Origin of the sequence: Herpetosiphon gulosus, assembly GCF_039545135.1 — a bacterium.
Classification (GTDB): Bacteria; Chloroflexota; Chloroflexia; order Chloroflexales; family Herpetosiphonaceae; genus Herpetosiphon; species Herpetosiphon gulosus.
In genome coordinates this window covers 1-23,315 of record NZ_BAABRU010000042.1, presented here as the reverse complement: position 1 = coordinate 23,315, position 23,315 = coordinate 1, and the positions used below count along the sequence as shown (strand labels likewise).

17 protein-coding genes and 2 pseudogenes are annotated in these 23,315 nt (G+C 56.1%); 2 read left to right on the top strand and 17 right to left on the bottom strand.

Annotated features, from left to right (window positions below):
• Positions 1–111: 111 nt before the first annotated feature.
• Positions 112–5,382, bottom strand: coding sequence for a hypothetical protein (locus ABEB26_RS25305; protein ID WP_345724876.1), 5,271 nt, complete (start codon positions 5,380–5,382; stop codon positions 112–114).
• A 163-nt stretch (positions 5,383–5,545) separates the two neighbouring features.
• On the opposite strand from ABEB26_RS25305, the gene ABEB26_RS25300 reads away from it, so the two are divergent.
• Entirely contained in the window at positions 5,546–5,923 is a 378-nt protein-coding gene (locus tag ABEB26_RS25300; protein WP_345724875.1) for a transposase, read from the top strand.
• Complete coding sequence (locus ABEB26_RS25295; RefSeq protein ID WP_345724874.1) at positions 5,920–6,951, top strand: IS3 family transposase; 1,032 nt, start codon at positions 5,920–5,922, stop codon at positions 6,949–6,951. Before ABEB26_RS25300 ends, ABEB26_RS25295 begins: the two co-directional genes overlap by 4 nt.
• A 125-nt stretch (positions 6,952–7,076) precedes the next feature.
• Here the strand turns inward: ABEB26_RS25295 and ABEB26_RS25290 are convergent, their stop codons facing one another.
• The 16 genes and pseudogenes from ABEB26_RS25290 to ABEB26_RS25210 form a co-directional block, all read right to left on the bottom strand.
• Positions 7,077–7,532, bottom strand: a complete 456-nt coding sequence (locus ABEB26_RS25290) for a type II toxin-antitoxin system VapC family toxin (protein ID WP_345724873.1) — start codon at positions 7,530–7,532, stop codon at positions 7,077–7,079.
• Positions 7,529–7,744, bottom strand: a complete 216-nt coding sequence (locus tag ABEB26_RS25285; protein WP_345724872.1) for a hypothetical protein — start codon at positions 7,742–7,744, stop codon at positions 7,529–7,531. The genes ABEB26_RS25290 and ABEB26_RS25285 overlap by 4 nt, the downstream gene beginning before the upstream one ends.
• Before the next feature lie 15 nt (positions 7,745–7,759).
• Positions 7,760–8,338: a recombinase family protein gene (locus ABEB26_RS25280; RefSeq protein ID WP_345724871.1), complete on the bottom strand. Its 579-nt coding sequence runs from the start codon at positions 8,336–8,338 to the stop codon at positions 7,760–7,762.
• A 154-nt stretch (positions 8,339–8,492) separates the two neighbouring features.
• Positions 8,493–9,944, bottom strand: a complete 1,452-nt coding sequence (locus ABEB26_RS25275) for an IS4 family transposase (RefSeq protein ID WP_345724870.1) — start codon at positions 9,942–9,944, stop codon at positions 8,493–8,495.
• A gap of 273 nt (positions 9,945–10,217) precedes the next feature.
• A complete protein-coding gene (locus ABEB26_RS25270) occupies positions 10,218–10,523 on the bottom strand; it encodes a hypothetical protein (protein ID WP_345724869.1) in 306 nt (101 codons plus the stop codon).
• 115 nt (positions 10,524–10,638) lie between these two features.
• A complete protein-coding gene (locus ABEB26_RS25265; RefSeq protein WP_345724868.1) occupies positions 10,639–10,932 on the bottom strand; it encodes a hypothetical protein in 294 nt (97 codons plus the stop codon).
• Between the two features lie 53 nt (positions 10,933–10,985).
• Complete coding sequence (locus ABEB26_RS25260; protein WP_345724867.1) at positions 10,986–12,023, bottom strand: phosphotransferase; 1,038 nt, start codon at positions 12,021–12,023, stop codon at positions 10,986–10,988.
• A 197-nt stretch (positions 12,024–12,220) separates the two neighbouring features.
• Entirely contained in the window at positions 12,221–12,955 is a 735-nt protein-coding gene (locus ABEB26_RS25255) for a Tn3 family transposase (RefSeq protein ID WP_345724866.1), read from the bottom strand.
• Positions 12,956–13,147: 192 nt separating this feature from the next.
• Positions 13,148–13,306, bottom strand: a pseudogene (locus ABEB26_RS25250) (Tn3 family transposase); the annotation flags it as partial.
• A gap of 329 nt (positions 13,307–13,635) precedes the next feature.
• On the bottom strand, positions 13,636–14,388 hold the full coding sequence (locus ABEB26_RS25245; protein WP_345724865.1) for a hypothetical protein: 753 nt from the start codon (positions 14,386–14,388) through the stop codon (positions 13,636–13,638).
• The gene (locus ABEB26_RS25240) at positions 14,366–16,585 is read right to left on the bottom strand and encodes a Tn3 family transposase (protein ID WP_345724864.1); all 2,220 of its coding nucleotides are present in this window, start codon (positions 16,583–16,585) and stop codon (positions 14,366–14,368) included. Before ABEB26_RS25240 ends, ABEB26_RS25245 begins: the two co-directional genes overlap by 23 nt.
• Positions 16,586–16,718: 133 nt before the next feature.
• Positions 16,719–18,400: pseudogene (ltrA, locus tag ABEB26_RS25230) on the bottom strand (group II intron reverse transcriptase/maturase).
• A 415-nt stretch (positions 18,401–18,815) separates the two neighbouring features.
• Complete coding sequence (locus ABEB26_RS25225) at positions 18,816–19,877, bottom strand: DUF4158 domain-containing protein (RefSeq protein ID WP_345724861.1); 1,062 nt, start codon at positions 19,875–19,877, stop codon at positions 18,816–18,818.
• A gap of 798 nt (positions 19,878–20,675) precedes the next feature.
• Complete coding sequence (locus ABEB26_RS25220; protein ID WP_345724860.1) at positions 20,676–21,119, bottom strand: hypothetical protein; 444 nt, start codon at positions 21,117–21,119, stop codon at positions 20,676–20,678.
• Positions 21,120–21,355: 236 nt separating this feature from the next.
• Positions 21,356–21,841: a hypothetical protein gene (locus ABEB26_RS25215; RefSeq protein ID WP_345724859.1), complete on the bottom strand. Its 486-nt coding sequence runs from the start codon at positions 21,839–21,841 to the stop codon at positions 21,356–21,358.
• A 348-nt stretch (positions 21,842–22,189) separates the two neighbouring features.
• The gene (locus ABEB26_RS25210; RefSeq protein WP_345724858.1) at positions 22,190–23,044 is read right to left on the bottom strand and encodes a tyrosine-type recombinase/integrase; all 855 of its coding nucleotides are present in this window, start codon (positions 23,042–23,044) and stop codon (positions 22,190–22,192) included.
• Between the last annotated feature and the right edge of the window lie 271 nt (positions 23,045–23,315).

The window sequence follows — 23,315 nt, the reverse complement described above, 5'->3', positions numbered from 1 at the left end:
CGCGATATCACTGCAAAATGGGTCACGCTGCCAAACTGGGCACGGATTCGCAACCAATTGGCCATTCGCTTTGACGGACGCTTTCCGGGGTAATGGGGCGAAATACACAATCTACTTGACAGTCCCCCAGGGATCGGTCGGATCACTCAGCACCACACTCCGTTCCATCGTGGTGGTCGCCACCACCTGCCCTGCTGGATTGGTCACCGTGATCGCCGCCGGATACGGGGCCGCCATCCCCCAGCGCGGATCGGGGGCCATGGTCGTCGTGCGCCGCATGCCGCGTTCATCGATCAGCACCTGATTGCCATGGGCATCGATCTGGGTGGTCGTGGTCGATCCGCCGACTGTCGTCACCATCCGCGTCGTCGTGCCATCGGTGGCCGTACTGATCCAGTGTTCGGTAGTGATCCCCGTGGCCGTTGTGCTGGTAATCAGACTCGTGGTCGCGCTCAGTTGGGTCTGGGCCAACGCGGTCCAGCCCCCGGTTGCCCCGGTGTCTTGGCTGAGGCGGCCATCAGCGGTATAGGTATACTGATGCACCCACGCCGGATTGCGCGGATCGGTCAGGCGGATTAAGCGGCCATCTTGATACTGAAGCGTCCAGTGGCTCTGGGTGGGGTCGCTGATTTGGGCAATCAGCCCATCCGCTCCCACCGTGAGGGTCGTCGTGACTCCATCTGGACTCACTACCGCTGTCGGCGTGCCATCGGTCGCCCGGGTGATCGTCGTTGTCCGCCCATGCTGATCCCGTACCCCCGTCACGCGCCCGGCGGCATCATACAGAAAACTCGCGCGAATAATCCCCGTGAGCGCATCACGGGTTTGCAGATGCTGACCCTTTGCGGTAAACACATAGACCTCGCTCCCATCCAATGCGGGAACTTCAAGCCGTGCTTGGCCAGCGCCGGGGTAGGGTGGCAACAGCGTGCCGCGCTGAATCGCGCGGGTGGAAAACGAGACCTGTCCATCCGGTAAGACCATACTGCCATAGATCTGGCCAATCTGCGCATCGGTCGTAAACCGCGGATTGCCAACCAGCGTGCGGATCGTGCCATCGGGCATGATCTCGCGCAAGGCTCCCGATTCTTGCACAATCAAGCGCCCATCGGGATGCACATGCAGGTCAGCAAGATCAATCAGCGGTGCATCAGTCGCTAATACCCCTTCCGTATAGGTCACGACTCCTTGGCCATTGGTATCGGTTCCGGCAATCCGTGTCACCGCCCCTGCCACATCAACTTTGAGGATACAGCCCGTACCCGTTGGCGTGGTTTCTGCCGGATAGCGCCCCCGGATCGTCAGATAGTGGTTGCCTTGCGTATCGTGCGTGATCGCCGTGATCTGCTCCTGGCGTAACGTGGTAAAGCCACAGCGCAAGCGGGTGGGATCGATCGGCGTGATCACCCGCCCATCGGCGCGGACGGCCCGCAGCGTACTCACCACGCGCATCAGCGTGGCTCCCCCTGGCTGCGCCTCGCCCACGCTATAGGTATCGACAAACCAGAGCGTCCCATCGGGATCAACATCAATTGCCACGGGCATACTGATCGGCATCGTCCGCGCCAGCGCCCCATCGGGCGTGATCGTCAAGGCCTTGGTCGTCCCACCCACGACCCGCTCCAGTCGTTGATCAGCGGTAATCCGATAAATCGCCGGCGGTGTCCCAGTCCATGGCGATCCCTCATCGGTCAGATAGAGATCCCCGGTAGGACTGGTGTGGATATCCCGAATGATATTAAAGCCCGTGGTCGCGAGTGGTTGCCCATCCTGCGGCTGACTTCCCAGACTGCGCTGAATCCGCGTCCCATCGGGTCGCCACTCCCACAGGTCATTGCGTCCCGTGCCGCCATCGCCAATTTCATAGCGTCCCCCGCCCGCCGTCGGGGCCACCTTCCAAATTCGTGGATAGGCCCAGCCTGATCCATCGCGCTGGATGGCAACCCGCGCCTCCGCCTGTTGCTGGCTTCCATCGCCCCGATACAGGATACGCTGCTGGACATCGTATTGATGGTGATTATCCAGCGACCAGCCACCCAAGGCATTTTGCGTCGTATGCACGCGGCCAAGGGTCGTCTGCATGGTGCGTTCGGCGGTAACCGTGAGCGCCTCCCGATCTCCGGTCAGGGCAATCGCATCGGTGCCAAATTGCCCAAAGGCGCTGCCGAATTGCGCCGGAGTCCGATACTGGCCAGGATAGGTAAAGCGAATCTTGACCGTCGCGGGTTGACTACCTTGGAGCAGACGACCATAGGCATCCTTCCCGTCCCACGTAAAGATCGTCTTCAAATCAGCACTTGGCGAGAAGACCTGCGTCCATTGTTGACCCCCAATCTGCACCGTCACGTCAATTGCTTGGAGCGACGCAGGAATTGTCGCCCCACTCAGCGGGATCGCGAGTTCCTGGTGATCGGTGGCAGCCGCATCACTCTGGTAGACGAGCCGGAAGGGGGTTCCCGCCAGGTCAAACGCCTCGCCTAAACTTTGGGTTTCACAGGTAATCACCGACCCCGGTTGTTGACAGGGCTGATTAATCGGGGGGTCGCGACGTAAGGGGTCACCATTGGGGCCAACCGCATCAGCAGGTGGGCCATACGGCCAGTTATGATCCCATGGCGTAAAGTGGGTCATCGGCACCCGCCATAGACTGGTTCCCGCCGGATAGGTGCTCGCCACAAAGGCTTGTTCATCCGCACCAATCCCGAGGCTGGCTGGGTCATCGGCCACGCCATCCCCCGTCAGATCCAAGGTCAAGGGTGCGGTGGTTAAGACCGCGATAATCCGACCATTGGGGCTGGGAACCCAGACTGCCCGCTGGGCATCATACCAGCCCGTCGGCACAGCCATCCCCACCGGAAAGCCCACGAAGTTTTCGGTATAGTTGGCAACCGCCTGACTAAATTCCACCGAGCCATCGACCGCCAAGGCTTCATCAGCGCTGAATTCTGCTGCATAGGTATAGCCGCTATTGCTCGGCAATTCGCCCGGCATCGCCGCACGTCCCGTATCGCCGACGGTATATTCACTGGCCCGCACCGCAATGCTGGTCAGCGGTTGGGTGGCCCCTGATGGCAAGCGCAAGGTGGCCGTAATCCCTGCGGGGAAGAAGAGCCGCGCTTGGCGCGTTCCCCGATCATCGGTGCTGACCGTGCCCTCGGCAGCCTGTGCCGCCCCCCCCAACTGAATCGTCGTGACGATCGGCGAGAGCGGCGTGAGCACCACCTCCGGTGTCCAGACACTATCACGCCACGGGGTGGTTACGGCCCGTTGCACCCGCAAAAATTGTGGATGCTGATACTGGACCACCAACCGACTGCCACCATTGACCACCAGATCAAACATGCCATCGGCCCGGGTGTGGGTCATACCAAATTCCGGATGATCCTTAATCGTGATTTGCACGCCAGGAATCGGCTGGCGCGTGCGATCCAGCACCCGTCCACGAATCACCGCCACCCGCTGCGCGGTCATCGTATCTGGGGCCACCCCCGTTTGAATCGGGGTCGTTCCCGTATACAAGAACGCGGTATCCGCAAACAAATCGCTGGCGGTAAACGCACTTAACGCGGGGGCCACTGCTGCCGGATCGGGCGGAATAATCAAGGGAGTCGCAGTGGGAACGGGGGTTGCGGTGGGCGGCACCATCGGGGTCGCACTCGGGGCCACGGTTGGACTCGCCGTCGGCGTGGCACTCGGCATCGCCGTCGCGGTGGGGGTCGCGGTGGCTGGTTGGATCGGCGTAAACCCATCAATCAGCCACGCCACACTGCGATCAAACAAGGCCCAGCCAGTCGCCGTCGCGAGGGTGGGGCTGGTATTATCAAAGAAAAAGCCAGCGCGGCGGGCGGGGGCACTCCCCGTCGTGAGGGCTGCACCCTGGGCATAGGTAAAAATCCCGGCAGAGGCAGGCGCATTTGGGAGAGTGGCGACCAGCGTTGCCTGCGCAAGCGGTTGCCCAAACGCCATACTACTGGAGGCACTACTGACACTCACGACCCCGCTTAACCCGGCGGCAATCGGATGGGTGGGAGCGGCAAGATTGAGCGTGCTACCAGTACTCGTTCCGAAATGCGTTCCCGAACTCGTGCCGGTCATCCGCAAATCATCATAGAGCGCATATTCCCAGGTCAGCACAGGCACGGGATGGGTGGTCAGCAGCGTGCCAATCGCCGACGCGCTGACGGTTGAGGAGATCAACACGCCATGCATGCCCTGGGTTGCCTCGAGGGTAAGACTAGTCTGGGGAATCACCTGCACGGTGTACTGAGCGGCGGTCAAGCGTTGCAGCACGGCGGCATCACCACTGCCCAAGGGCACACTGCCCACCACCAAGAGCAGGCTTTTCCCCGCACCACTCAGTGGCGTGACGGTTGGGGGCAGACTCGTCGCAGTTGCCGGAAGCGCGGTTGCCGTCGGAGGCAGACTCGTGGCCGTGGCAGTCGCTGGATCAGCCGTCGCGGTCGGGGGCAGACTCGTGGCCGTGGCGGTCGCTGGAGCAGTCGTCGCGGTTGCCGGCGCAGGAGTTGCCGTCGGAGCAACGGTAGTTGGCGTTGGCGTGCCACTCGGTGGCGTTTGCCCAATCGCCCACAGCAACGCGGAACGAACGAGATCCCACCCATCACTGGTTAAGTACAAGGGGGTATCCGCATCCAAGAACAACCCAACCCGACGTGCCGGGGCTGCTAACGGGGTTGACCCGACCAAGCCACCATCCTTGGTGCTGGGGATCGTCATCGTCGCCCCAGTATCGTAGCCAAACAGCACCGTTTTACTTGCGCTGCCCGGCAGATTCGCGACCTTCACCCCCTGATTGACCGGACGGCCATAGGGCAACCGCAAACTCTGACTTTGGACGGTGACGGTTCCGCTCTTGCCGCCCGCTAAGGGATGCGTCGGATCGAGCAGCGTAATGGTCGTGGTCGGGGTTCCCGAGTTAATCCCATAATCCGTGCCCGATGCCCCATTGGTCATGCCCAATTGATCATAGAGCGCATATTCATTCACCACCATCGGCGTGGTGACATAGGTAAAATCATTTTCTAATTTATACGAATCAATCGATGCCGAAATCACCACCACATTGACCGTCGCCGCATCACTCGCTTGGACCAGGTCATCATCTTTGAGCGTGACCGTCCAGCCCATGGTGGTTTCCAGAAATTGGCGAAGGGCGGTATCCGCGCTGGTGAGGGTGATGCCATCTGCCGTATTGGCGATGAGCAGCGCGGTCGGAGTGGCTTGCGTCCACTGTTTAGCGGACGCTGCTGGGACAAGCGGCGCAGCCACAACCGGTTGGATGGTGGCCGGATGCACGAACAGGGGAACCAGCATGAAAAAAAGACAGAGCGCGTACCAAACGCGCCCACGCCAAAGCAGGGGCATATGCATTCCTCCATCCCCCTCACTCATTGGGGGATTAACATGAAAGCGACAATGTCCCTGCATTATCCATGCCGGGTCGGCCACTGTCCCCTGTGTGCTAATATCAGATGAGACAGATTCCATTGGCCGAGATCCGTTCTGATCAGGGCGCGAGGACCCTTCCATGGACGACATGACCCACCCGACTGACCGACCAACGTTGACGACCGCCGAGCGACAGGCCATCCTGGACGAGTATGACTCCTACCCGCGTGGCGACCCACGGCGGGGAGCGATCCTTCGTCAACACGGGCTGTACACCTCGCAACTGGCCAAGTGGCGACAACGCCTTCGTCGCGGTGCGACCAGCCTCGACAATCAACGCCCTGGCCCGGTGCCCCAGCCCGCCAATCCGCTGGCGGATGAGAACGCTCGCCTCCGCCGCGAGAACGCTCGCCTCCAGCACCAGCTGACCAAGGCCACCGCCATCATCGATATCCAAAAAAAAATGGCCACGCTGCTTGGACTGGCATCAGCCGCACCGACGGACAACGAATCATGATGGAAAGCGTTTACGACCTTGCCCCTATCGTCGGGATGACCGCCGCCTGTCAGGCGCTTGGTGTGCCGCGCAGCACGGTCTACCGCCGCCAACGACCTGCCGCCGTGCGACGGCAGCGCACCGTGCGTCGCCATCCGCGCATGCTCAGCTCAGACGAGCAAACCGCCGTGCGGGCCGTGCTGAACAGCGAGCGCTTTGTGGACCAAGCCCCGCGCACGGTGTACGCCACGCTGCTTGACGAGGGCATCTATCGGTGCCACTGGCGCACCATGTATCGCCTGCTGCGGGCGGATGCCGCCACCCGTGAGCGCCGCGCCGTGCGCCGCCATCCGGTCTACACCCGACCTGAATTGCTGGCCACCGCACCGCGCCAGGTCTGGAGTTGGGACATTACCAAACTGCGCGGGCCGCAGCCGGGTGTGTGGTACAGCCTGTACGTCGTGCTCGACATCTTCAGCAGGATGATCGTCGGCTGGCTGCTGGCCACCCACGAAGCGGCGCTGTTGGCCGAACAGGTGCTGGCCGATGCCTGCCTGCGCGAGGGCATTGCGCCCGACCAGCTGACGATTCACGCCGATCGCGGTGCGCCCATGACATCCACGGTGGTCGCTGACCTGCTGGCCGATCTCGGGGTGCGGCGCTCGCACAGCCGGCCAACGGTCTCGAACGACAATCCCTATTCGGAGGCGCAGTTCAAGACCATGAAGTATGGCCCAACCTATCCGGATCGGTTCGCCAGCCTGGCGGAGGCGCGGGCGTGGGTGACGGTGTTCGTGGACTGGTACAACCACGTCCATCGGCACAGTGGCTTAGGCCTGCTCACCCCCGCGATGGTCCACAGCGGGATGGCGGATGCGGTGGTGGCCGCGCGTCAGGTCGTGCTGACCGCCGCCGCTGATCGTCACCCGGAGCGCTTTGTGCAGGGGCCGCCGACCCCGCCACCCGTGCCAACAGCGGCGTGGATCAACCCGCCGCTCGGCGTGGCTGCGCAGGCAGACGACCCAGCGCGGCTGAAACGGAATTCCTGATCGTCACCCGTCTCAAAAAATTGACACGTTCCGGTCAAGCATCATTTTCGGGTCGGGATGATCGGTGTGTGGGGGAGCACCGCGACGGCTACCCCCTCTTCGGTGTTAGGAACCAACAAGCGCGATTAAGGAGCCACGTTTGCCAAAGCATCGACCACCAGTACGGCAATTTCGGTGACGCGCTGCAAGGCAAAATCGTTCGTCAAAAAGGCATCACACCCTGCATCAATCGCGGTCGCGAGTTGTAACGCATCGGGGGTACGCAGCCCATACTGCGCCCGGAGCGTGGCCGCCAACTCGGCAATCGGAGCCGTAATCGGCACCATCGTCAGCGCCGCAGTTTGATAAAACAGGAGGCGATACTGGTGCACGAGGGCCATCTGCTGCTGCTGGAGCGGTTTCATCAACGTTTCGGTGAGCGTTAACACTGAGGTAATTGCATGGATCTGATCGGGAGCAATCTGCCCCATAATGACCCGCAGCGTCGGCAAATACCGTGCATGCCCCTCCGTATAGTAAATCAAAGGGGCTGTATCGAAATATAACCGCTGGATCGGTGCCAGCGTGGTCAACACACTCATTGTGGTCGCTCCCAGGCATCTCGTAACCCATCGACGTAGGTTTGCGCATCGTCATCCGTGGCCAGCACCGCAGCAAACCCTGCCAGATCCGCCAAGCGGAGGAGCGGTTGGCGCGGGGGAACATCCAAGGAATCGACCAAGAATTTCACCAGATCTTTTCGTTCTTGCATACTCAAGGTTTGGACTTGTTCAAGAATCGCAACAAGGCTCATCGCATCCTCCGTTTCTTAGCGCGTTCGGTCAGTTGCCGCATGCTGACGCAGATACTGATAGAGCGTTTCGCGGCTAATGCCCAACTCGCGGGCTAAGGCCGTTTTGGATTCCCCGGCAGCAGCGCGATCGACGACTTGGGCGATGGTCGCAGGATTCAGCGCCTTCTTCCGTCCGGTATACACGCCGCGCTGCTTGGCCATAGCGATGCCTTCGCGTTGGCGTTCGCGGATCAAGGCCCGCTCAAATTCGGCGACCGCGCCGAGCATGGATAAAATCAAGGTTGCCATGGGCGAATCATTGCCCGTAAACGTCAAGTGCTCGGTGACAAAGTGAATCGCAACCCCGCGTTGGGTCAGGGTCTGCACAATCTGGCGCAGGTCATCCAGATTGCGGGCAAGGCGATCCATACTATGGACAACGACGGTATCACCAGAACGCACAAACGCGCACAAGGCTGCGAATTGCGGGCGATTGCGATCCTTGCCCGAAGCATGCTCGGTAAACACCCGATCAAGGGTCTGGCCGTCGAGCTGTCGATCCGGATGCTGATCGCTGGTGCTAATCCGAATATAGCCAACCCGTTGTCCCGTCATCCGATGCTCCTTGTATGACAACCCGTCAGGATAGAGTCTAAGACCATTGAAGGCATTTGTCAAGAAATCACAAAAAGAACCCTAATCTGACGGTGAATTACACGGAATCTGACATCAGGATAGGGTATACTCCAATGCCAGTCAAATAAGCGGTTTATGGCTTCTGTATCCACTGAATCGGTGGTAGCGGAGCTTGGTTTGGCCACGCCTGTCCATCCAGCCCAACCAAACAGATCGCGGTCGCAAAGCGCCCTTTTGGGAGACACCATCCACGATCGTCCGGTCCTTTCCGGGGAATTTTTGTCCTGCGTTGCCGAACCATGCGTGGATAGATTCGCAGGCGGCGCGGCGGGAGCAGGGTGCGTCGGCATTCTCCCACCATCCGTTCATACAAGCGCGCATGATCCCTCGGATCGGTCTGCTGAAATTCCCGCACGGCAGCTTGGATTTCCGCCACAGCGGTGACAAAACTGAGGCGATCCGGGTCTATGTCTGCCCCACGTGCCGCATCGTGCATAATCGCACGAATTGCATAATGCGCCAAGAGCGATCCATAAAACTCTTGGATAACACCGACGGGCTTCTGACTCCGAAAGGGACGATACGCGGTACGCTGGTGCGTATCCAGTTCATCAATCATAATTTCCGCTTCCCAGCGTTCGTGATACGCACGAACCAAGGCTTGTGCTGGTGCCTCGGTCGGGTCAAGCAGGCTGGTTATCAGCATATGCACGGCGGTGGGATCGCCGAGGGCGGGCACCGAGAGTTGATAACAAATCCGCCGAAGAATGAGCGGTGGCTTTCGGGCTGGGCGCTCAGCCTTTGGTGGCTGAATAATCACCAACTGCGATCCATCAGCCAGCGTTTTGAGCACGGGCGGGTTGGTTGCGACTGAGATCCTGCTCAGGACATGGGCACCCTGCGCCATGGCCTTAATCAGCATGTGATAGCTGTGGAGGCCACGATCCCAGAGCACGAGCATGCCAGGACCAACAGACCGGAGCATGCGCCGACTGCCAACGCGCTCATGGGTGACGAAGGGCCAAATCCCAGCATCAAGGATCGCGTGCGTGCCGCATTCAATCAGGTAGACGATTTGCGCTTGTGGCAACGCGCCACCACCATGGGCGTTCTGTGGGCGGCCGAAATAGGCGGCATTGTGGGGACTATCGGGGACATTCGCGACCGTCCCATCAATAGCGACGAGGCGGAGACCAAACAAAAAAGCCCCGCGGGTTTCCCGCGTCGCGAGCGGCTGACAACACGTCCGAAAAAGCCAGACAAACGGTTTGATCCCAAGTTGATAGCGGCGGTAGGTGAGCGCATTACTGCGGGGGAGTGGGACATCTGTTGGCCAGAGCCAGCGGAGTCCACAAACCATGTGCCGGAAGACCATGGCCATGGCACAATCAGTCCAGATATTCATCGCGATGATGAGAAAGACCATGGCACGCATGGAGAGGCGACGACGACGTGGGGCATGGGATGCTGTCGCGGTCAAGGCTGCGTCAACCGTGGCAGTCGAAATGGTTTTCGCGAAAATATCCCATGAAAACTGATCAATGAAGGGTTGGTGCGGGTCAAGGGATCGGATGGTAAACGGCATGGGGATGGCCTCCCTGATGCTGATGTGCTATCGATGCCGTGCAGTATCGCATACGAACAACCACGATGCGAGCGATTGCACACAAAATCACCGATTATCCCGTTGGAATGCCATACAATGCTTATTTGACTGGCATTGGAGTATACCCTATCCTGATGTCAGCTTCCTGCCAATTCAGCGTCAGACTAGAGTTCTTTTTATCCTTTATTGCCATATGCGTTCAATGGTCTTAGAGGCTATCTTGAGAAAGTACAGCCTATGTGGGATTATTATTTACAGTTGCAGCGAGCTACGGCACATCGCCTCAAGTTCGGGCCAACGGCAAATAATCTGTTCACGCATGGCATGGCGCTCAGCATCAGATTCTAGCAAGGCCATTCCTTGGATTGACAGGGCAACTTGGACTTTTTTAATATCATCAGCAGTTAACCAATCACGTAGGATGCGCTGCAGATCCATCCCCGGATCGTCAATGAGCCAGATGAGTTGATCGATGATTTCTGCAAACAAGCCTGATGTGCTAGAGATCGATAAATGGTTAAACAGCGTGTCAATAGCTACATCCATGGATAGTCTCATCGAATCTCCTTTTTGGGTATTTGATAATTTCTTGCTTCTAGGTATTATTTTTCTCATAATTCGGGAATATATCAAGACATGATTACTGCTAGCGTTTATTACGTTTCCACTACTGCTATTTGATGCACAGTGGTGCAAGTTCAGGCCACCGAGCAATAATTTGTGTAACGGTCGCAAGATCGGTAGCATCCGATTGAATAAAGAATGCCTCGGTGGTTGTGAGGGCAATTTTCACCTTTTCTTTATCATCGGAATTGAGCCAGTCGCGCATAATCTGATACATATTCACCCTCTTCTCATCAATGAGCCAGCTTAACTGATCGATGATTTCCGCAAAAAAGGCGGGTGGGGTGTACGGGGACAGTCGTCCCAAGAGATAGGCAAGCGCTTCATCGAAAGTCATTGTCATTCGATTCTCCTTCAGTAAGAGTAAGATCAGGTTACCACAGTTGATTGCTCCGTTCATGTAGCAAATGTCGTCTGCAACAGAGCAATCAACTGTGTGTGATGGCAGCTCATCCATGTTTTGATCTGCTGCATGCGCTGAATTGCCTGGACTAAACTCTCAGAGTTGATAAGGTTAGGCTTGCTCATAGCCCAAATCATTGGAATAGCCGTGCTTAGTCTAATCAAGTGTGGCATAGCAGCAATTTCCTGTGGGGTGAGCGTGATCCATTCTGCATAGCCGTGACAAAATTGCTCAGCAATCCCCCACGGGTTGATCGGGTTGCTCTGCAAGTGCATGATCATCCGTAAGGCCATGGCCACATCGAGTGCACGCGCCGCTGGACAGGCAAATTCAAAATCCAAAATCGCCGCCACTCGACCATCGCGCAGGAGCAGATTGGAAGGTTCATAATCGTTATGGCAGATTTGATGAGGTAAAGCAGTATAGTGATCCGACATAAATTTCATCAGCTCTGATGCCTCTCCCCGCCACCATTCCCACAGCACTTTATCGTCTGATGTCACGCCAACATGGGCGGCTGCGAGCCTTAAAGGATCATAGCGTGGCTGCATATAGGTGAGCAACGATTGAAACAATGCCGAGGGACGACGATGCTGTGCAGGACGTGCTTGGAGCATCGTCTGCAATTCACTGAGGGCTGTGCCCATGGCATAGCCCTCGGTGAATTGTAGACGATGCTTATCATCCGCATGCCCCTGAAAATTGAGTGTTTCGCCTACGATGAATTGTGATAGGCTATAGCAATATGATCCAACCCTGGCCGAATAGTCAAGACTCCACCGCCTCCGCAGCGGTAGCGGTACGGCAAATGAGGTAGGTCGCCATGATAGCCATCGCACTAAACGCTGTTCATAGAACAGCGCAGCATCGTCCTGATCCACCATGTAGACCTTCAGGACAAAATCCCCATTTGCTGCCCGAAGATGGACGGACTGATGATAATGACTGGGAAGGTGGGCAACCACCTGAACCGGGGTACTGAGATCAAAGTATTGTATCGCGTGAGCAACAACAGTATCAATAGCGTCCATAAATAGTCTCCCTAAACCTATGATGTAAGATCCATAATAACGCCGCGATGGACGACGTAACAGTGCTGATGGAAACTGCAAAACGTGTTCTTTACTCGTGCATATATTGCTATTCTTAGTTGCGGCGAGGTCCGACACGAGGGTTCAAGGTCGGGCTATGCGGACCAGCGGGAGCATTTGAACAGAAACCTACGGTTTTAACCGTAGCCTTCGCTCGAACCTTCATCAATAAAGTACGTCCCATTGGGGAGCACATGCTTGTAGGGTAACAATGAAATATGCTTGAGCACCTCAGGATCAATAGTCTCGCCATTCTGGTGCAATTGCTCAAGAATGCGGCTGATGTGGCGCGTATTCCAATACAAGATCGCATTCGATACAAGACTTAAGGCACTGGCTTTATTCATGATCTCTTCATAATCGCCGGTGGTAAACTCACCTTGGTTCGCAAAGAAGACCCAGCGTGGTAACTTGTGACGATATTCGCCTTTATTCAATTGGACGTGTACTTTCCGCCGCACGGGAGGCTCGGTGATATAGCGGAGGATATATTCCGTTTTAATCAAACGACCGAGGTTGGTAACCGCCTTCGCGAGCCGATCAAGGGGGAAACTATTCGTCAACCGTTGCACAACCACATGGGCTGCCACGGTCCGTTCTTTCAGCGATTGAGCGAGCTGCACCATGGCATCCCATTGCTCTTCGATGATATCCACATCAACCGTTTTTGTGAGTAATGGCGTAAAGATGCCATACTCTGCCGTTCGATTAGCACGATAGAGTTGCTGGTCTTTCAAGTCACGGATGCGTGGCATAAACGCATAGCCGAGTAAATAACACAATGCAAAAATGATCTCGGTATAGCCATGCGTATCGGTGGTATGTTCCTGGATCTGCAAAATAGTGTTATTTTCGAGCAGACCATCCAGCACATACAGTGCACGCTAAGTCAATAGGTGGGTTACACATACCGATCACTCGTGTTGGCAGAGCGTTTTTATCCCATTGCAATGATATAAAAACGCATTAATAATGATGGAAAAGCGGCATATTCTTGGTCAATACTGCCATGGTGAACGATCGGTATGTGTTACTAAGGCAATGGCTTAGCGTGCATACAGTGCTTCCCGTGGGCTACAGGAGATGACCCTGGTGCTATAGACGGCATACTGATCAGAGACATGGGTGTAAATCCCGATTGCTTTATCATAGTAGCCATAATAGCGGGGATAGTAGCTTGCCAGGAGGCTATCGGCACGGATGCGAAAGCGTTGGGCATCGGAGAATCCCCATACCGCCGAAGATGCTGGGTCGGATACGGACTGAGATGGGCAACCAGATCGTGGCGCACGGGATAGCCCTCGGCCCAAGAGTTAGCGCGCTGGACCGATACCCTCGCGCTTGATTAGCCGCAGCGGGAACAGACCGCAAACGCACAAAATGTTAATACTTTTTAATCCTACCGCCAAAATTCCGCGTTTCTTGACTTAACCCCCTCCTACTGATGGATATCGAGCCGCCGACGATGTGGGGAAACAGCACACTACTGCCCCCGAGTTTTTACTGCTCTCCACTTGACAATCATCACGGTATCTCTCCTCGATGATTTGTTTTATTTTCCTGTGTCATTTGGTAGGTGTGAACTATGTAATTCTAATCGTAAATGTTGGATACTATTCTGAATATCGCTTGGATTTTCACGTGATAAGAGGTCGCTGGACATATACTTGTTATAGGTCCGGATATCATCAACTATAGTCGTTAAAACTTGTTTTTGTAGTTCACTATACGGTTGATTAATGATTTCATTAATATCCATTAAGTAGTATCCTGGTAAATCAACAACATATACATCATGCTCAGGATTAGCACTATCGAGATAGAGACGGTGATAGATCGAACCAATAGACTGTGCTTGATACAAGCGCGTGACTGCTTCATTTAAGTGGCTGTATGCATTGGATTCATCATTTTTTTCAAAGGAATCATACGCAGTTGTGAGATTCCACTGTGCATTAATCCATTGGGTTGCCAACAGTGCTGCAATATAGTCTTTCTGAGTTTGGTTTTCATTTCCATCATTACTTTTGAACAAGAGAGGAATCAATAATCCCATACTTAGTCCGATGATGAAGATAATTAACTGATACATTATACTGTTTTTGTGGTATGACATATACACTCTCGACACTACGGAGCCACAGGAATACTCCTGTGGCTCCATGACAATAATTAACAAGTACCTGTGAAATATGATATTACCATGGGTGGCAGCGGCTTCTGCAATGGGGCTTAAACGCACGGCCCCCCGAAACATGGCAGCGAACAGATGTTCTTCTTTGTTATTCTTCTGCGAACGGATCATCCAAGGAATCCTCGATCATCGCGTGTTCATCCTCGGGATCAGGTGGATGATCGGCGGCGCTTTGCCGATAGGCCAAGACGGCTGCCACCGAGGCCAGAATGGGCGCTGGGTGCAGATCGGCAAAAAAGGTGAGCCGTCCGCCAAAATTGATATGATGCCAGGCGACGGGGGAGACCGTGCGTAAAAAGGCACTGTCTGCCAGCATACCGATGGCGGTTTTGGTATCGATGGCCTGCTGCAAAATCTGCATATTATAGAGCAGAATCGCATTCACCAACAGCCGACAGGCCTCATTCCACAACGCTTGTTCCTCGTCGGTCACATAGCGCAACTTGCCAGTATTCCCCGCCGTTAAGGCACGCCGGAGGTGGTGATATTGCTCCCCACGATTGAGTGCTTGCTGGACGTTTTGCCGTAAGCGTGGGGAATCAACAAACTCCAAGAGATAACAACTGCGGAAGATATGATCATACTCCCAGAGGGCTTGCAGCGTGCGATTCCGCCGCTTCGATGCACTTAATTTTGCAATGAGCAAGCGTTGACTGATCGTTTTTCGGGACAGGGAGACCATGATCCGTTGGATCGCATCCCACTCGCTGATGATCAGATCGGCATTGAGTTTGCGGACAGGTCGGAACAAGGCATCATCCCCATAAGCGGCGGGTGACTGAAAGCCATACACGCTGGTGCGCATGCGCTCTTGGACATTGGCATAGCGGGGGGCAAAGCGATGGCCAAACATCGAGAGAATCGCAAAATTGACCCGATTGGTGCCATGGGTATCGGTCGAGTGGATCGTCGATTGGACGGTCGTGGGATTGTTGTACAAAAGATCAAAGACATCATCACTTTCCGGGTCATGGGCGCTGATCAAGAGGGTGTTGACGGGGACATGATTGAGGACTAAGGTATCGGCAACCACGCCTTTGCCCATGCCAAAATACCGGGGCGAATGTTGGGCCTTCAGCGTATCAATGGCCGCCGTGAACTTCTGACCGTCGCTGCTGGAATGGCGTTGACCATCAATATCATAGGCGCGAAACAACGGCATCGCGGCAAGGGTATTGATAATGCGCGTACTGGCGGCTTGCAGCGTTTCGAGGCGCAGGTAATTGCCGGAGGCACGCACGAGGGTACTCGGAGGAATATCGGACATTTCGCCCATGCGATGTAATCCCACGTTCGTTCCCCAGGCAATTAGACAGGCCATGAGCACCCGATCGTCACGCTGATGATGGGCACGTCCTAGCATATGGTCGAAGTCGTGCATGAACCCACAGGCGGTGTGGACGGCAGCCAAGACTTGGATGAGCGAGGCTTGGGGCAAGCGCTCATAGATGCGGTGATTGGGCTGTTCTCGTGGTGGTGGGGTGGTGAGCGTCCAGGTGCGGATTGTGCCATGCTGGGTGATCTGAATCGCGGGATTCTCGCCCGCCGCAATGCGCCCGTTCACCCGCGCAAACTGGGCTTCCAGCTCCTGTTCAAGGTCGGTGAGATGCTCGCGAATAGGCAAGCGAAGGGTTGGCAGGTTGGCTTCCGTGATCAAGGTCGCTTTGGTGGCCTGCCATTCGGCAAGGGGGATCAGATCATCCTCAAGACTGCGAAAGCGGATGCTGTCAGGACAGACCAGTTCCCCCGCTTCGAGCGCGGCACGGAGCTGCAGATAGAGCAGTGCCTCATAGCGATCGAGGAGCAGGCGTGCGGTGTCCGTGGGGGTTTGGGTATAGAGATAGCGTTTGAGCCGCACGGGAATCCAGCGGGTTGGCAGGGTTTTGGCGTGGGCCTTGGTGAACGATCGGTCGCCCGTTCCGAGCCGTTGCATATGGTGGACGGCATCAAGCAAAGGCGAATGCCCATACGGGGCAACGAGGGTGATCCCGGCGAGCAGGCGACGGAGCCGCCGCTTAATCGTGGTGGCGCGAGCGTCAATGCGCTCCCAAAAGAAGGCGGTTTCATCACAGTCCGCCCCAGTGGCGATGTAGTGGGCAATATGGTCGAGGCGATCTCGGTCGAGCATGGCAAAGGCCTGGGCTTGGACATGGACAAACGGGGTCGTGGCGGCAACCGCATTGGTGGTAAAGAGCAGAAGGATACGACCCGCTTGGGCCATATCCCGCGATCGTTGCAGGCGATAGGCGACCACGCGTTCTTGCGCGTTGGCCTTGGCATCATCATGAAAGGCTTTGACTTCGCGCATCACGCCACTCAAGAGATGATCATGCAGGCGACGGGTGCGCTGACGGATAAAGTCGGGTAGCAGGACCGTGTTACCACGGTCCCGCCCCCTAAGAACCGGACGTGCGCGTTTCCTCGCATCCGGCTCAAGCCGCTCACTTGCCCCTGTCGGGACACGGAAACATTACGGGTCCTCGTTGGCTATGGACTTGCCTATGGCAGGTAGGGTGGAGTAACACCCGGTTCTCTGCTGTGTCTGGTCCTCCATCGACACGCCGGACGATGTGATGGTTGTGCCACCCGTCAGCCGGGTAATCTTCTGGGTACACCAGGGGCAAAGCCCGTCTTGTTGTTTCCACAGATACAGCAGTTGCCGCCGGCCCTTGAGTGTTGCAGCCATCTTCACACCGAGTCGATGCTCAAAATATGCTTCCCACGCCGGGTCATATGGGTTCGCTGCTCCCTTGATCTTGCTATGCCGTCGGATCGGGACTGCGGCAATTGCGACAAGATGGACCATCCGCTCGTCGATTTTGCCGGTAAACGCCCAGTTGTTCCCATTCACTGTCTGAAAGTATTTCGCTTTAATCCAGTGTCGGGGTTTGTGTGGGTGCCGTCGTTTGGCCCAGCGCCAGAGTGCCTCGAAGATGGCGTGACTCATGGATTGGAACGTGGCTTTTGCCACCGTATGCTGGTGGTAGGCTGCCCATCCCCGAATAATGGGGTTAAGGAGCTGAACCAGTTTGCCAGCATCGAGGGCTTTGTTTGCTTTAATAATCGAGCGGATTTTTGTGAGAAATGCGTGTTGACTTGTTTTTGATGGTGTAATGAGCAGCGTCTTCCCGTATTTCCGCATCGTGTATCCGAGGAAGTCAAAGCCATCCTGTATATGCGTGATGTGGGTCTTTTCTTTGGAAAGTTCAAGCCCCCGCGCATACAGGAACGTTTCCACAAACGGTTTAACCGTTGTCTCTAGCAGCTCTTTCGAGTGGCCGGTGATAATGAAATCATCTGCATAGCGGATGACGTTGATGAGGGCGGCCCGTCCTCGCGTGGTAGTTTTGGGGAAGGCGGCGAGGAGTTCTCGTTCAAGTCCGTCGAGCGTCAGGTTGGCAAGCACCGGAGAAATAATGCCACCCTGTGGCGTGCCGTCCGTTGTGGGATACCACGTTTCCTGGTCCATGTAGCCTGCGCATAGCCATTTCTGGAGGATAGCGCGTTCCAGAGGAACGTTGTTCAGCAACCAGTCGTGACTAATCCGGTCGAAGCATGCTTTGATGTCCCCTTCAAGCACCCACGCTGCTGATGTTCGTCGGCACAATACGATAAAGCATTGCTCTCTCGCATCAGCAGCGGAGCGTTCGGTCCGAAAGCCATAGGAATTCGGGTCGGCAGTGGTTTCTGCGATGGGCGCGAGTGCCAGCAGGTAGAGGGCCTGCATGGCACGGTCGTGCATGGTCGGAATGCCAAGGGGGCGTTGTTGTCCATGCTTCTTAGGGATGTAGATACGTCGCAGCGGTTTTGGGCGGTAGCCCCGCTGCTTGAGCGCATCCATTGCGCCTGCCTTCTTTGCCGGGGTGTCCCAGAGTATCCGATCCACGCCCGATGTCCGTTTGCCTTGATTTTCCGTCACTCGTCGCACAGCAAGGGCTTTGCCGCTGAACGAGCGGGTCAGGAGCCGCTGCAAAGCCTTCACTTTGCCGTAGCGCCCTTCCTGTGTTGCCTTCACGATACGAGCTTGGAGCCGACGCACTTCGGTGGTAACCTTCTGCCAGTTAATAGCGGTCCAGTCAGCCTCCGCGTGGGAGGCCGCACCAACAGGCTGTACTGTCGTCATCTGCTTGTCCTCCAAAAGTCGGTTAGTCAAGTGCTCTCGTGAGGAGCGACCCAGGGCGGAAGTCTGCCCGCTTTCGCGTGGCGGGATGTTGCACCGCCTATCCAGTCCATTACAGACTGACCTTCGCTTTTTCCGCCGTCCTCTACCCGCTGTTCCTTGCGGCCCCTTACGGTGCCGTTACCCGTGCGGGAGAACATCGGGCTTACCATGTTCCGCGTGTGTAACCGAATGGGGTAGGTCCGCTCTTTTCGCCGGGGGCGTTGGGTATCCACGACAGGGAACTCTGCAAGCCCTGTTCTCGCCACCTGTGCCATTTTGGCCCGAGCCTGTCAGCACTTTTGGCTCGTTCTACCTTACGACGTTTATCAAGCGTTCACGTTCGTTGACCATACCATTCAATCCTAGCCCCTATCCGCTATGGTGCTGGCAGACCATCGTTCCCCTCACGGGTTGCGATGCGACCTTGCGGTCGTGGGTACATTGTCGCCGGGCTTTCCACAGGTTGTTGCCTCCCTGCGGTACCGGCTAGGATACTGCTGGTGGAACAGCAGGTTCCGTCCGTGGTTTTCCCACGTGGAACAATTACGCACGCGACTTCATGTCGCACACAGAGCAGGTAGACATTGACCAGATCGGTGGTCAAGCGATGCAGTCCTGCCGCCCCATAGTAGCTGACCATGCCCGCATAGGCGATCTGGGCATCGGGGGACAGCGCAAGCAGGGGCAGGATACGGAGCGCAATCGCATCCAAGGGGTGCAATTGGGCCGCCCGCTTGCGTTCGCGGGCGAGGGCGCGTGGGCCTAAGGTGCGGGGAACCTGACGGAGCAAGGTCACCCGATAGCGCCCAGCATCCCGATCAAAGAGCAGTGCGAGCTGGTCCCGATCCGCCGGGGTAAGGTGCTGGGTCAGCAGCGTCTCGATCCGCTGTTCTTCGGCAGTGAGCGCTTTGCCAATGAGCTGTTCTTGGAGGGTGGTGTAGGCAGGCAAGATGATCTTCGCAGTGGCGAAATGGCGCAGCAGGATGCGTAAGAGATAGGGAACCTTCGGACTCACCCGGGCTGCTTGGAGGGCAATGTGGAATGCCTGCTGGCGATCGGCAGGCTGACAGCGGCGATAGCCCGTGAAGGTCAGGATGTGCGTCCGTTGCTGATGGATTGTTTTCGCATGCGGGATACGAAACGCTTCGGGGGCGACCCCCAGATCAAGATGATCGCTGATCCAGTGCAGATCAGGAAGCACCTCGGCAAGCGTCACGGTAAAGAGCCGTTGTTTGGCTTTGAAATAGCCTAAGAGCAGGATAAAAAAGGCTTGCAGTGGTGGCTCCGTGAAGGTTTCCATGAGCACCCGTTCGGGTGGAGTCGGCGTAAAATACCCCTCGCGCTCCTCCGTGGTAAACATGGGTCGATCATAGATTGCGGCCCGATCCTGCGGATCAAGGACGCGAAGTCGTTTGTTGTCAGCGTGTGCTGGTGGCATTCGGGTACGTTCCTCCATTGGCCATGCGATGCAGGCAGCCATCGTTCGTTAATGCATGGTGATCACGCAATCTACTCTAGGACTATGCGTCTGCGTTGGCCTACGTGGAGGGTGTCAGAGATCCTGAGACTGGCCGCTTAACGTGTTAACCCGTCCGTTAATGCTGCTCCCATGCGCTCGCTTGTCTCGCTGGCCCCGATAGGGAAAAATGAGTTGGTTATAGGGGGATTCGGACAAGCGATGCACATGCTGATCAGAAGGTAACCCTGGCGCTTAACATCGTACCCGTATCCTTGTTAGTGAAGAACCCAATACTGGAGGGCATACCCAATACCAAATGCAAGAATGGTAGTAGCTATCCACCCGATCCGACGATTGGATTGTTGGAGCATCCATGCTTGCACAGATCCGACAACGAGTCCGATAAACCCACCATAGACTCCCTCTGTGACGAGCACTGCAACCCAAGCGTTGGGGTCCTTGGAAAGCAGTATTCTTCGGAGTATACCATCCAGTCCACGATTAAAGAGTGGATAGGTGATGAGGTGTCCAATGAAGACTACACAAAGGCTACTAAAAACCCAAAACAAGGTTCCAAACCGCCGCTCCGTTACCATGGCTTGGAGTAAAAACAGGACGCTATAGAAGATGATGGAATCGATCATCACCATTCTTGGCCCATAGATACTTGATATAACGAAAAACGCGATTGGGAATCCAAAAATGGTTACGAAAAGACCCGCAGAGGGCTTAAGGTACTGCATAAGAATCCCCCGCTTCGCATACAAAGTGACTGGTTTATTGAGAGAGAACGTACACGGTTTGGATGCCAGAGACACCATACGCGATCGTAGAGCCGATAATCCACCATCTCCGCCAATAGAATGATGGCAGTGACAGAGATTGGGTAATTCCCACGATTAAGCCGATGAGGCTATGCGTAAGCACATCACAGAGGACAAGCACTCCATTAATCGTGAGCGTTGGTAGAATCGTTTGCCGAAGCGCCATAAGTTCTGTATACAGGGTTGGACGCAGCCAAGCGCCAGTCAACAAAAAACCAAGCGTCAAGACGGTAATACTCCCAATAATCCAATGGAGTCCATCAGGATGTGGTACGATCAACCACCACTGGAGCGTAAAGACCATGGAGAGGGCAACAATGAAGAGCGGCCATACCGCGTAGAAACTTGGAATCAGCACATTGATAAGTGTATAGATGCTACTTACGATACGTGCCATCCAATAGCGCCATTGCTGACGGTGTTGATGTGATGAGAGTATTGTCATAGGGCTATCCTCTACGATACTGTACGGAGTGGGAAAAATGGGTCGCTCTTGATCATCAAAGCACTATTGACGATATAATGGAGAGCGGATGTCAGCGTGAGACTGGCCGATGCCATCGGTGCAAACGCGCGATGGCATGATGATTGGGGTGCGTATTTCAGCCCTCGTTGCGCAGGTGTTTGCCTCGTTCATGATGCGTGAAACATTCCATGGGTCGCATAGATGGTAAAAAGATCGAGGGCATAGCCGCTACTAAAGGCAACGATCGTCGCCAGAATCCACGCACGCCGGAGCGATACGGTGCCAAGCATACGTGCTTGCAGCAATCCAACCATGATCCCGACAATACCCCCATACAACCACTTAATGACAATGTACACCATATGCTCGTATGGTGCTTCGAACACCATGATGTGTCTTAAGAACGCTGCTAACCCATGATCAAACAAGGGGTCGGCAATGAGATTCCCAAGAACAACGCCAGCAAGACTCCCAATGACCCAGAGAAGGGCTTCAACGCGTCGATTCGTAACCAGAAGTTGGCACGAAAAGACGACCACATAGAAAAGCAACGAATCAAGGATTACCCCCCGTGGCCCATAGAGCGCTGCGATAAGCATAAAAAACAGGGGTATTCCAACCATGGTTCCTGCTATGCCTCGATGATACTGCATTCCATATCCCTTTCTTAGGTCCTCATGGCAACACCCGACGAACGACCACCCACGAGCGATGAGGGGGATCGCTCTGCATGCGCGCGGGTTGGCCGACACGGGGACGACCCATTCGTTAAACGCTCATGATGCAGTATCGTAGCGGGATGTTACACACGTGTTACAGAGGAATCGTGCTGAGCCAATGCCGGTGTGTCGTGGCGGCCAGTCTCACGCTCTTTGACGCGATACTCAGTATCGTTGGCATCATTCTCACGGGCGTTGACACCGACATCAAGACCGTGGTTAACGAAAATCCTTGATCCTCGTGCTGTCCAACTGTATCCCGTGATCGGCAGCGCGGCTGCGTCAAGACTTCTTCCGCCGCCAGTGCCGGATTTCCGCATCACTGGTGGCATCGGCTTGCTCCGCGTAACGCAAGGTCGTCTGGATGTTCGCGTGGCCGAGGCGCTTGCGCACGGTGGCCAAGCTTACCCCATCGGTGACGAGTTCGCTGGCATGGGTATGGCGCAGCTGATGGAGCGTGCAGATGACACCGGCAGCCGCGCAGTAAGTGGCCCAGCGTTCGTGGATCGACTGATACCGGAGCGGCCCGCCGTCGCCGTTTTTTGCGGCGCGAAAGAGCAACCCATGACGAATGCCCGTCTGCTGAAGGTAGGTCTTCATGCGCTTGACCAGTTTGGGATCATCGAGCAGGAGTGTCCGGCGTTTGCCTCCTTTCCCCAGCACGGTGAGTCGTTCGTTATCCCGCTCGAGGCTGAGATCTTCGACCGCGAGCGTCAAGACTTCACGCACCCGCAAGCCCAGCTCCAGCAGCAACCGAAAGAGCAGCTGATCCCGCCGATTACTCGCCGGAATCACCGCCAAGACCGCTTCGACCTCGGCCCGTGGCCGTGGGCGTGGCAACGGTGTCTCGACACGAACCGACTCGATCCGCGTCATCGGGTTCGTTGGAATCAAGTCATGCTGCTCAGCCCAGCGGAAGAAGCGGGTCAGGGCGGCGTGCATGCGGGCGCGGCTGGCGGGCTTGAGGTGACTGTGCTGCGCGAAGAAGATCCGGAGGATGGTCGGTGTGATCGTGGTAATCGAGCCAGCATGGAACGCTGTTAGCCGACGGAGTTCGGTGGCATAGGCTCGCTGGGTGTGGACTGAGCGATCGGCGTTGGCCAAGTCGGTCAGAAAGGCGGCGATCAGATCGATCATGGGGTGAGACGCTGGGATTCGTGAGGGTGACATCGGCAACTCCGCGTATTCCTGTGATAACGATGGGTTTTGGCTACGTCGGTAGGATCGATACGACGCTCAGATGAAGGGGAAGTATAGCATAAATCCTGTGATAATAAATTAAATAAATTAAGGCTTATGGGGTGCGCAGCCGCCCCATAAGCCACCTTGAAGGAAGCGCGACAGCACTGCATTTGGGGATTCAGTGGGGACTTCTCGTCGGGGAACTATCAGCAATAGCGTCCAACAG

What these genes read in the sequence shown, in the direction of transcription:
- ABEB26_RS25290 (WP_345724873.1), bottom strand. Translation starts at nt 7,532, where the DNA reads ATGAGTGTGTTGACCACGCTGGCACCGATCCAGCGGTTATATTTCGAT.
- ABEB26_RS25275 (WP_345724870.1), bottom strand. Translation starts at nt 9,944, where the DNA reads ATGCCGTTTACCATCCGATCCCTTGACCCGCACCAACCCTTCATTGAT.
- ABEB26_RS25220 (WP_345724860.1), bottom strand. Translation starts at nt 21,119, where the DNA reads ATGGCACGTATCGTAAGTAGCATCTATACACTTATCAATGTGCTGATT.
- ABEB26_RS25210 (WP_345724858.1), bottom strand. Translation starts at nt 23,044, where the DNA reads ATGATCGATCTGATCGCCGCCTTTCTGACCGACTTGGCCAACGCCGAT.
- ABEB26_RS25265 (WP_345724868.1), bottom strand. Translation starts at nt 10,932, where the DNA reads ATGACAATGACTTTCGATGAAGCGCTTGCCTATCTCTTGGGACGACTG.
- ABEB26_RS25300 (WP_345724875.1), top strand. Translation starts at nt 5,546, where the DNA reads ATGGACGACATGACCCACCCGACTGACCGACCAACGTTGACGACCGCC.
- ABEB26_RS25225 (WP_345724861.1), bottom strand. Translation starts at nt 19,877, where the DNA reads ATGCCACCAGCACACGCTGACAACAAACGACTTCGCGTCCTTGATCCG.
- ABEB26_RS25285 (WP_345724872.1), bottom strand. Translation starts at nt 7,744, where the DNA reads ATGAGCCTTGTTGCGATTCTTGAACAAGTCCAAACCTTGAGTATGCAA.
- ABEB26_RS25295 (WP_345724874.1), top strand. Translation starts at nt 5,920, where the DNA reads ATGATGGAAAGCGTTTACGACCTTGCCCCTATCGTCGGGATGACCGCC.
- ABEB26_RS25305 (WP_345724876.1), bottom strand. Translation starts at nt 5,382, where the DNA reads ATGCCCCTGCTTTGGCGTGGGCGCGTTTGGTACGCGCTCTGTCTTTTT.
- ABEB26_RS25260 (WP_345724867.1), bottom strand. Translation starts at nt 12,023, where the DNA reads ATGGACGCTATTGATACTGTTGTTGCTCACGCGATACAATACTTTGAT.
- ABEB26_RS25270 (WP_345724869.1), bottom strand. Translation starts at nt 10,523, where the DNA reads ATGAGACTATCCATGGATGTAGCTATTGACACGCTGTTTAACCATTTA.
- ABEB26_RS25245 (WP_345724865.1), bottom strand. Translation starts at nt 14,388, where the DNA reads ATGATCCGTTCGCAGAAGAATAACAAAGAAGAACATCTGTTCGCTGCC.
- ABEB26_RS25280 (WP_345724871.1), bottom strand. Translation starts at nt 8,338, where the DNA reads ATGACGGGACAACGGGTTGGCTATATTCGGATTAGCACCAGCGATCAG.
- ABEB26_RS25215 (WP_345724859.1), bottom strand. Translation starts at nt 21,841, where the DNA reads ATGCAGTATCATCGAGGCATAGCAGGAACCATGGTTGGAATACCCCTG.
- ABEB26_RS25240 (WP_345724864.1), bottom strand. Translation starts at nt 16,585, where the DNA reads ATGCGCGAAGTCAAAGCCTTTCATGATGATGCCAAGGCCAACGCGCAA.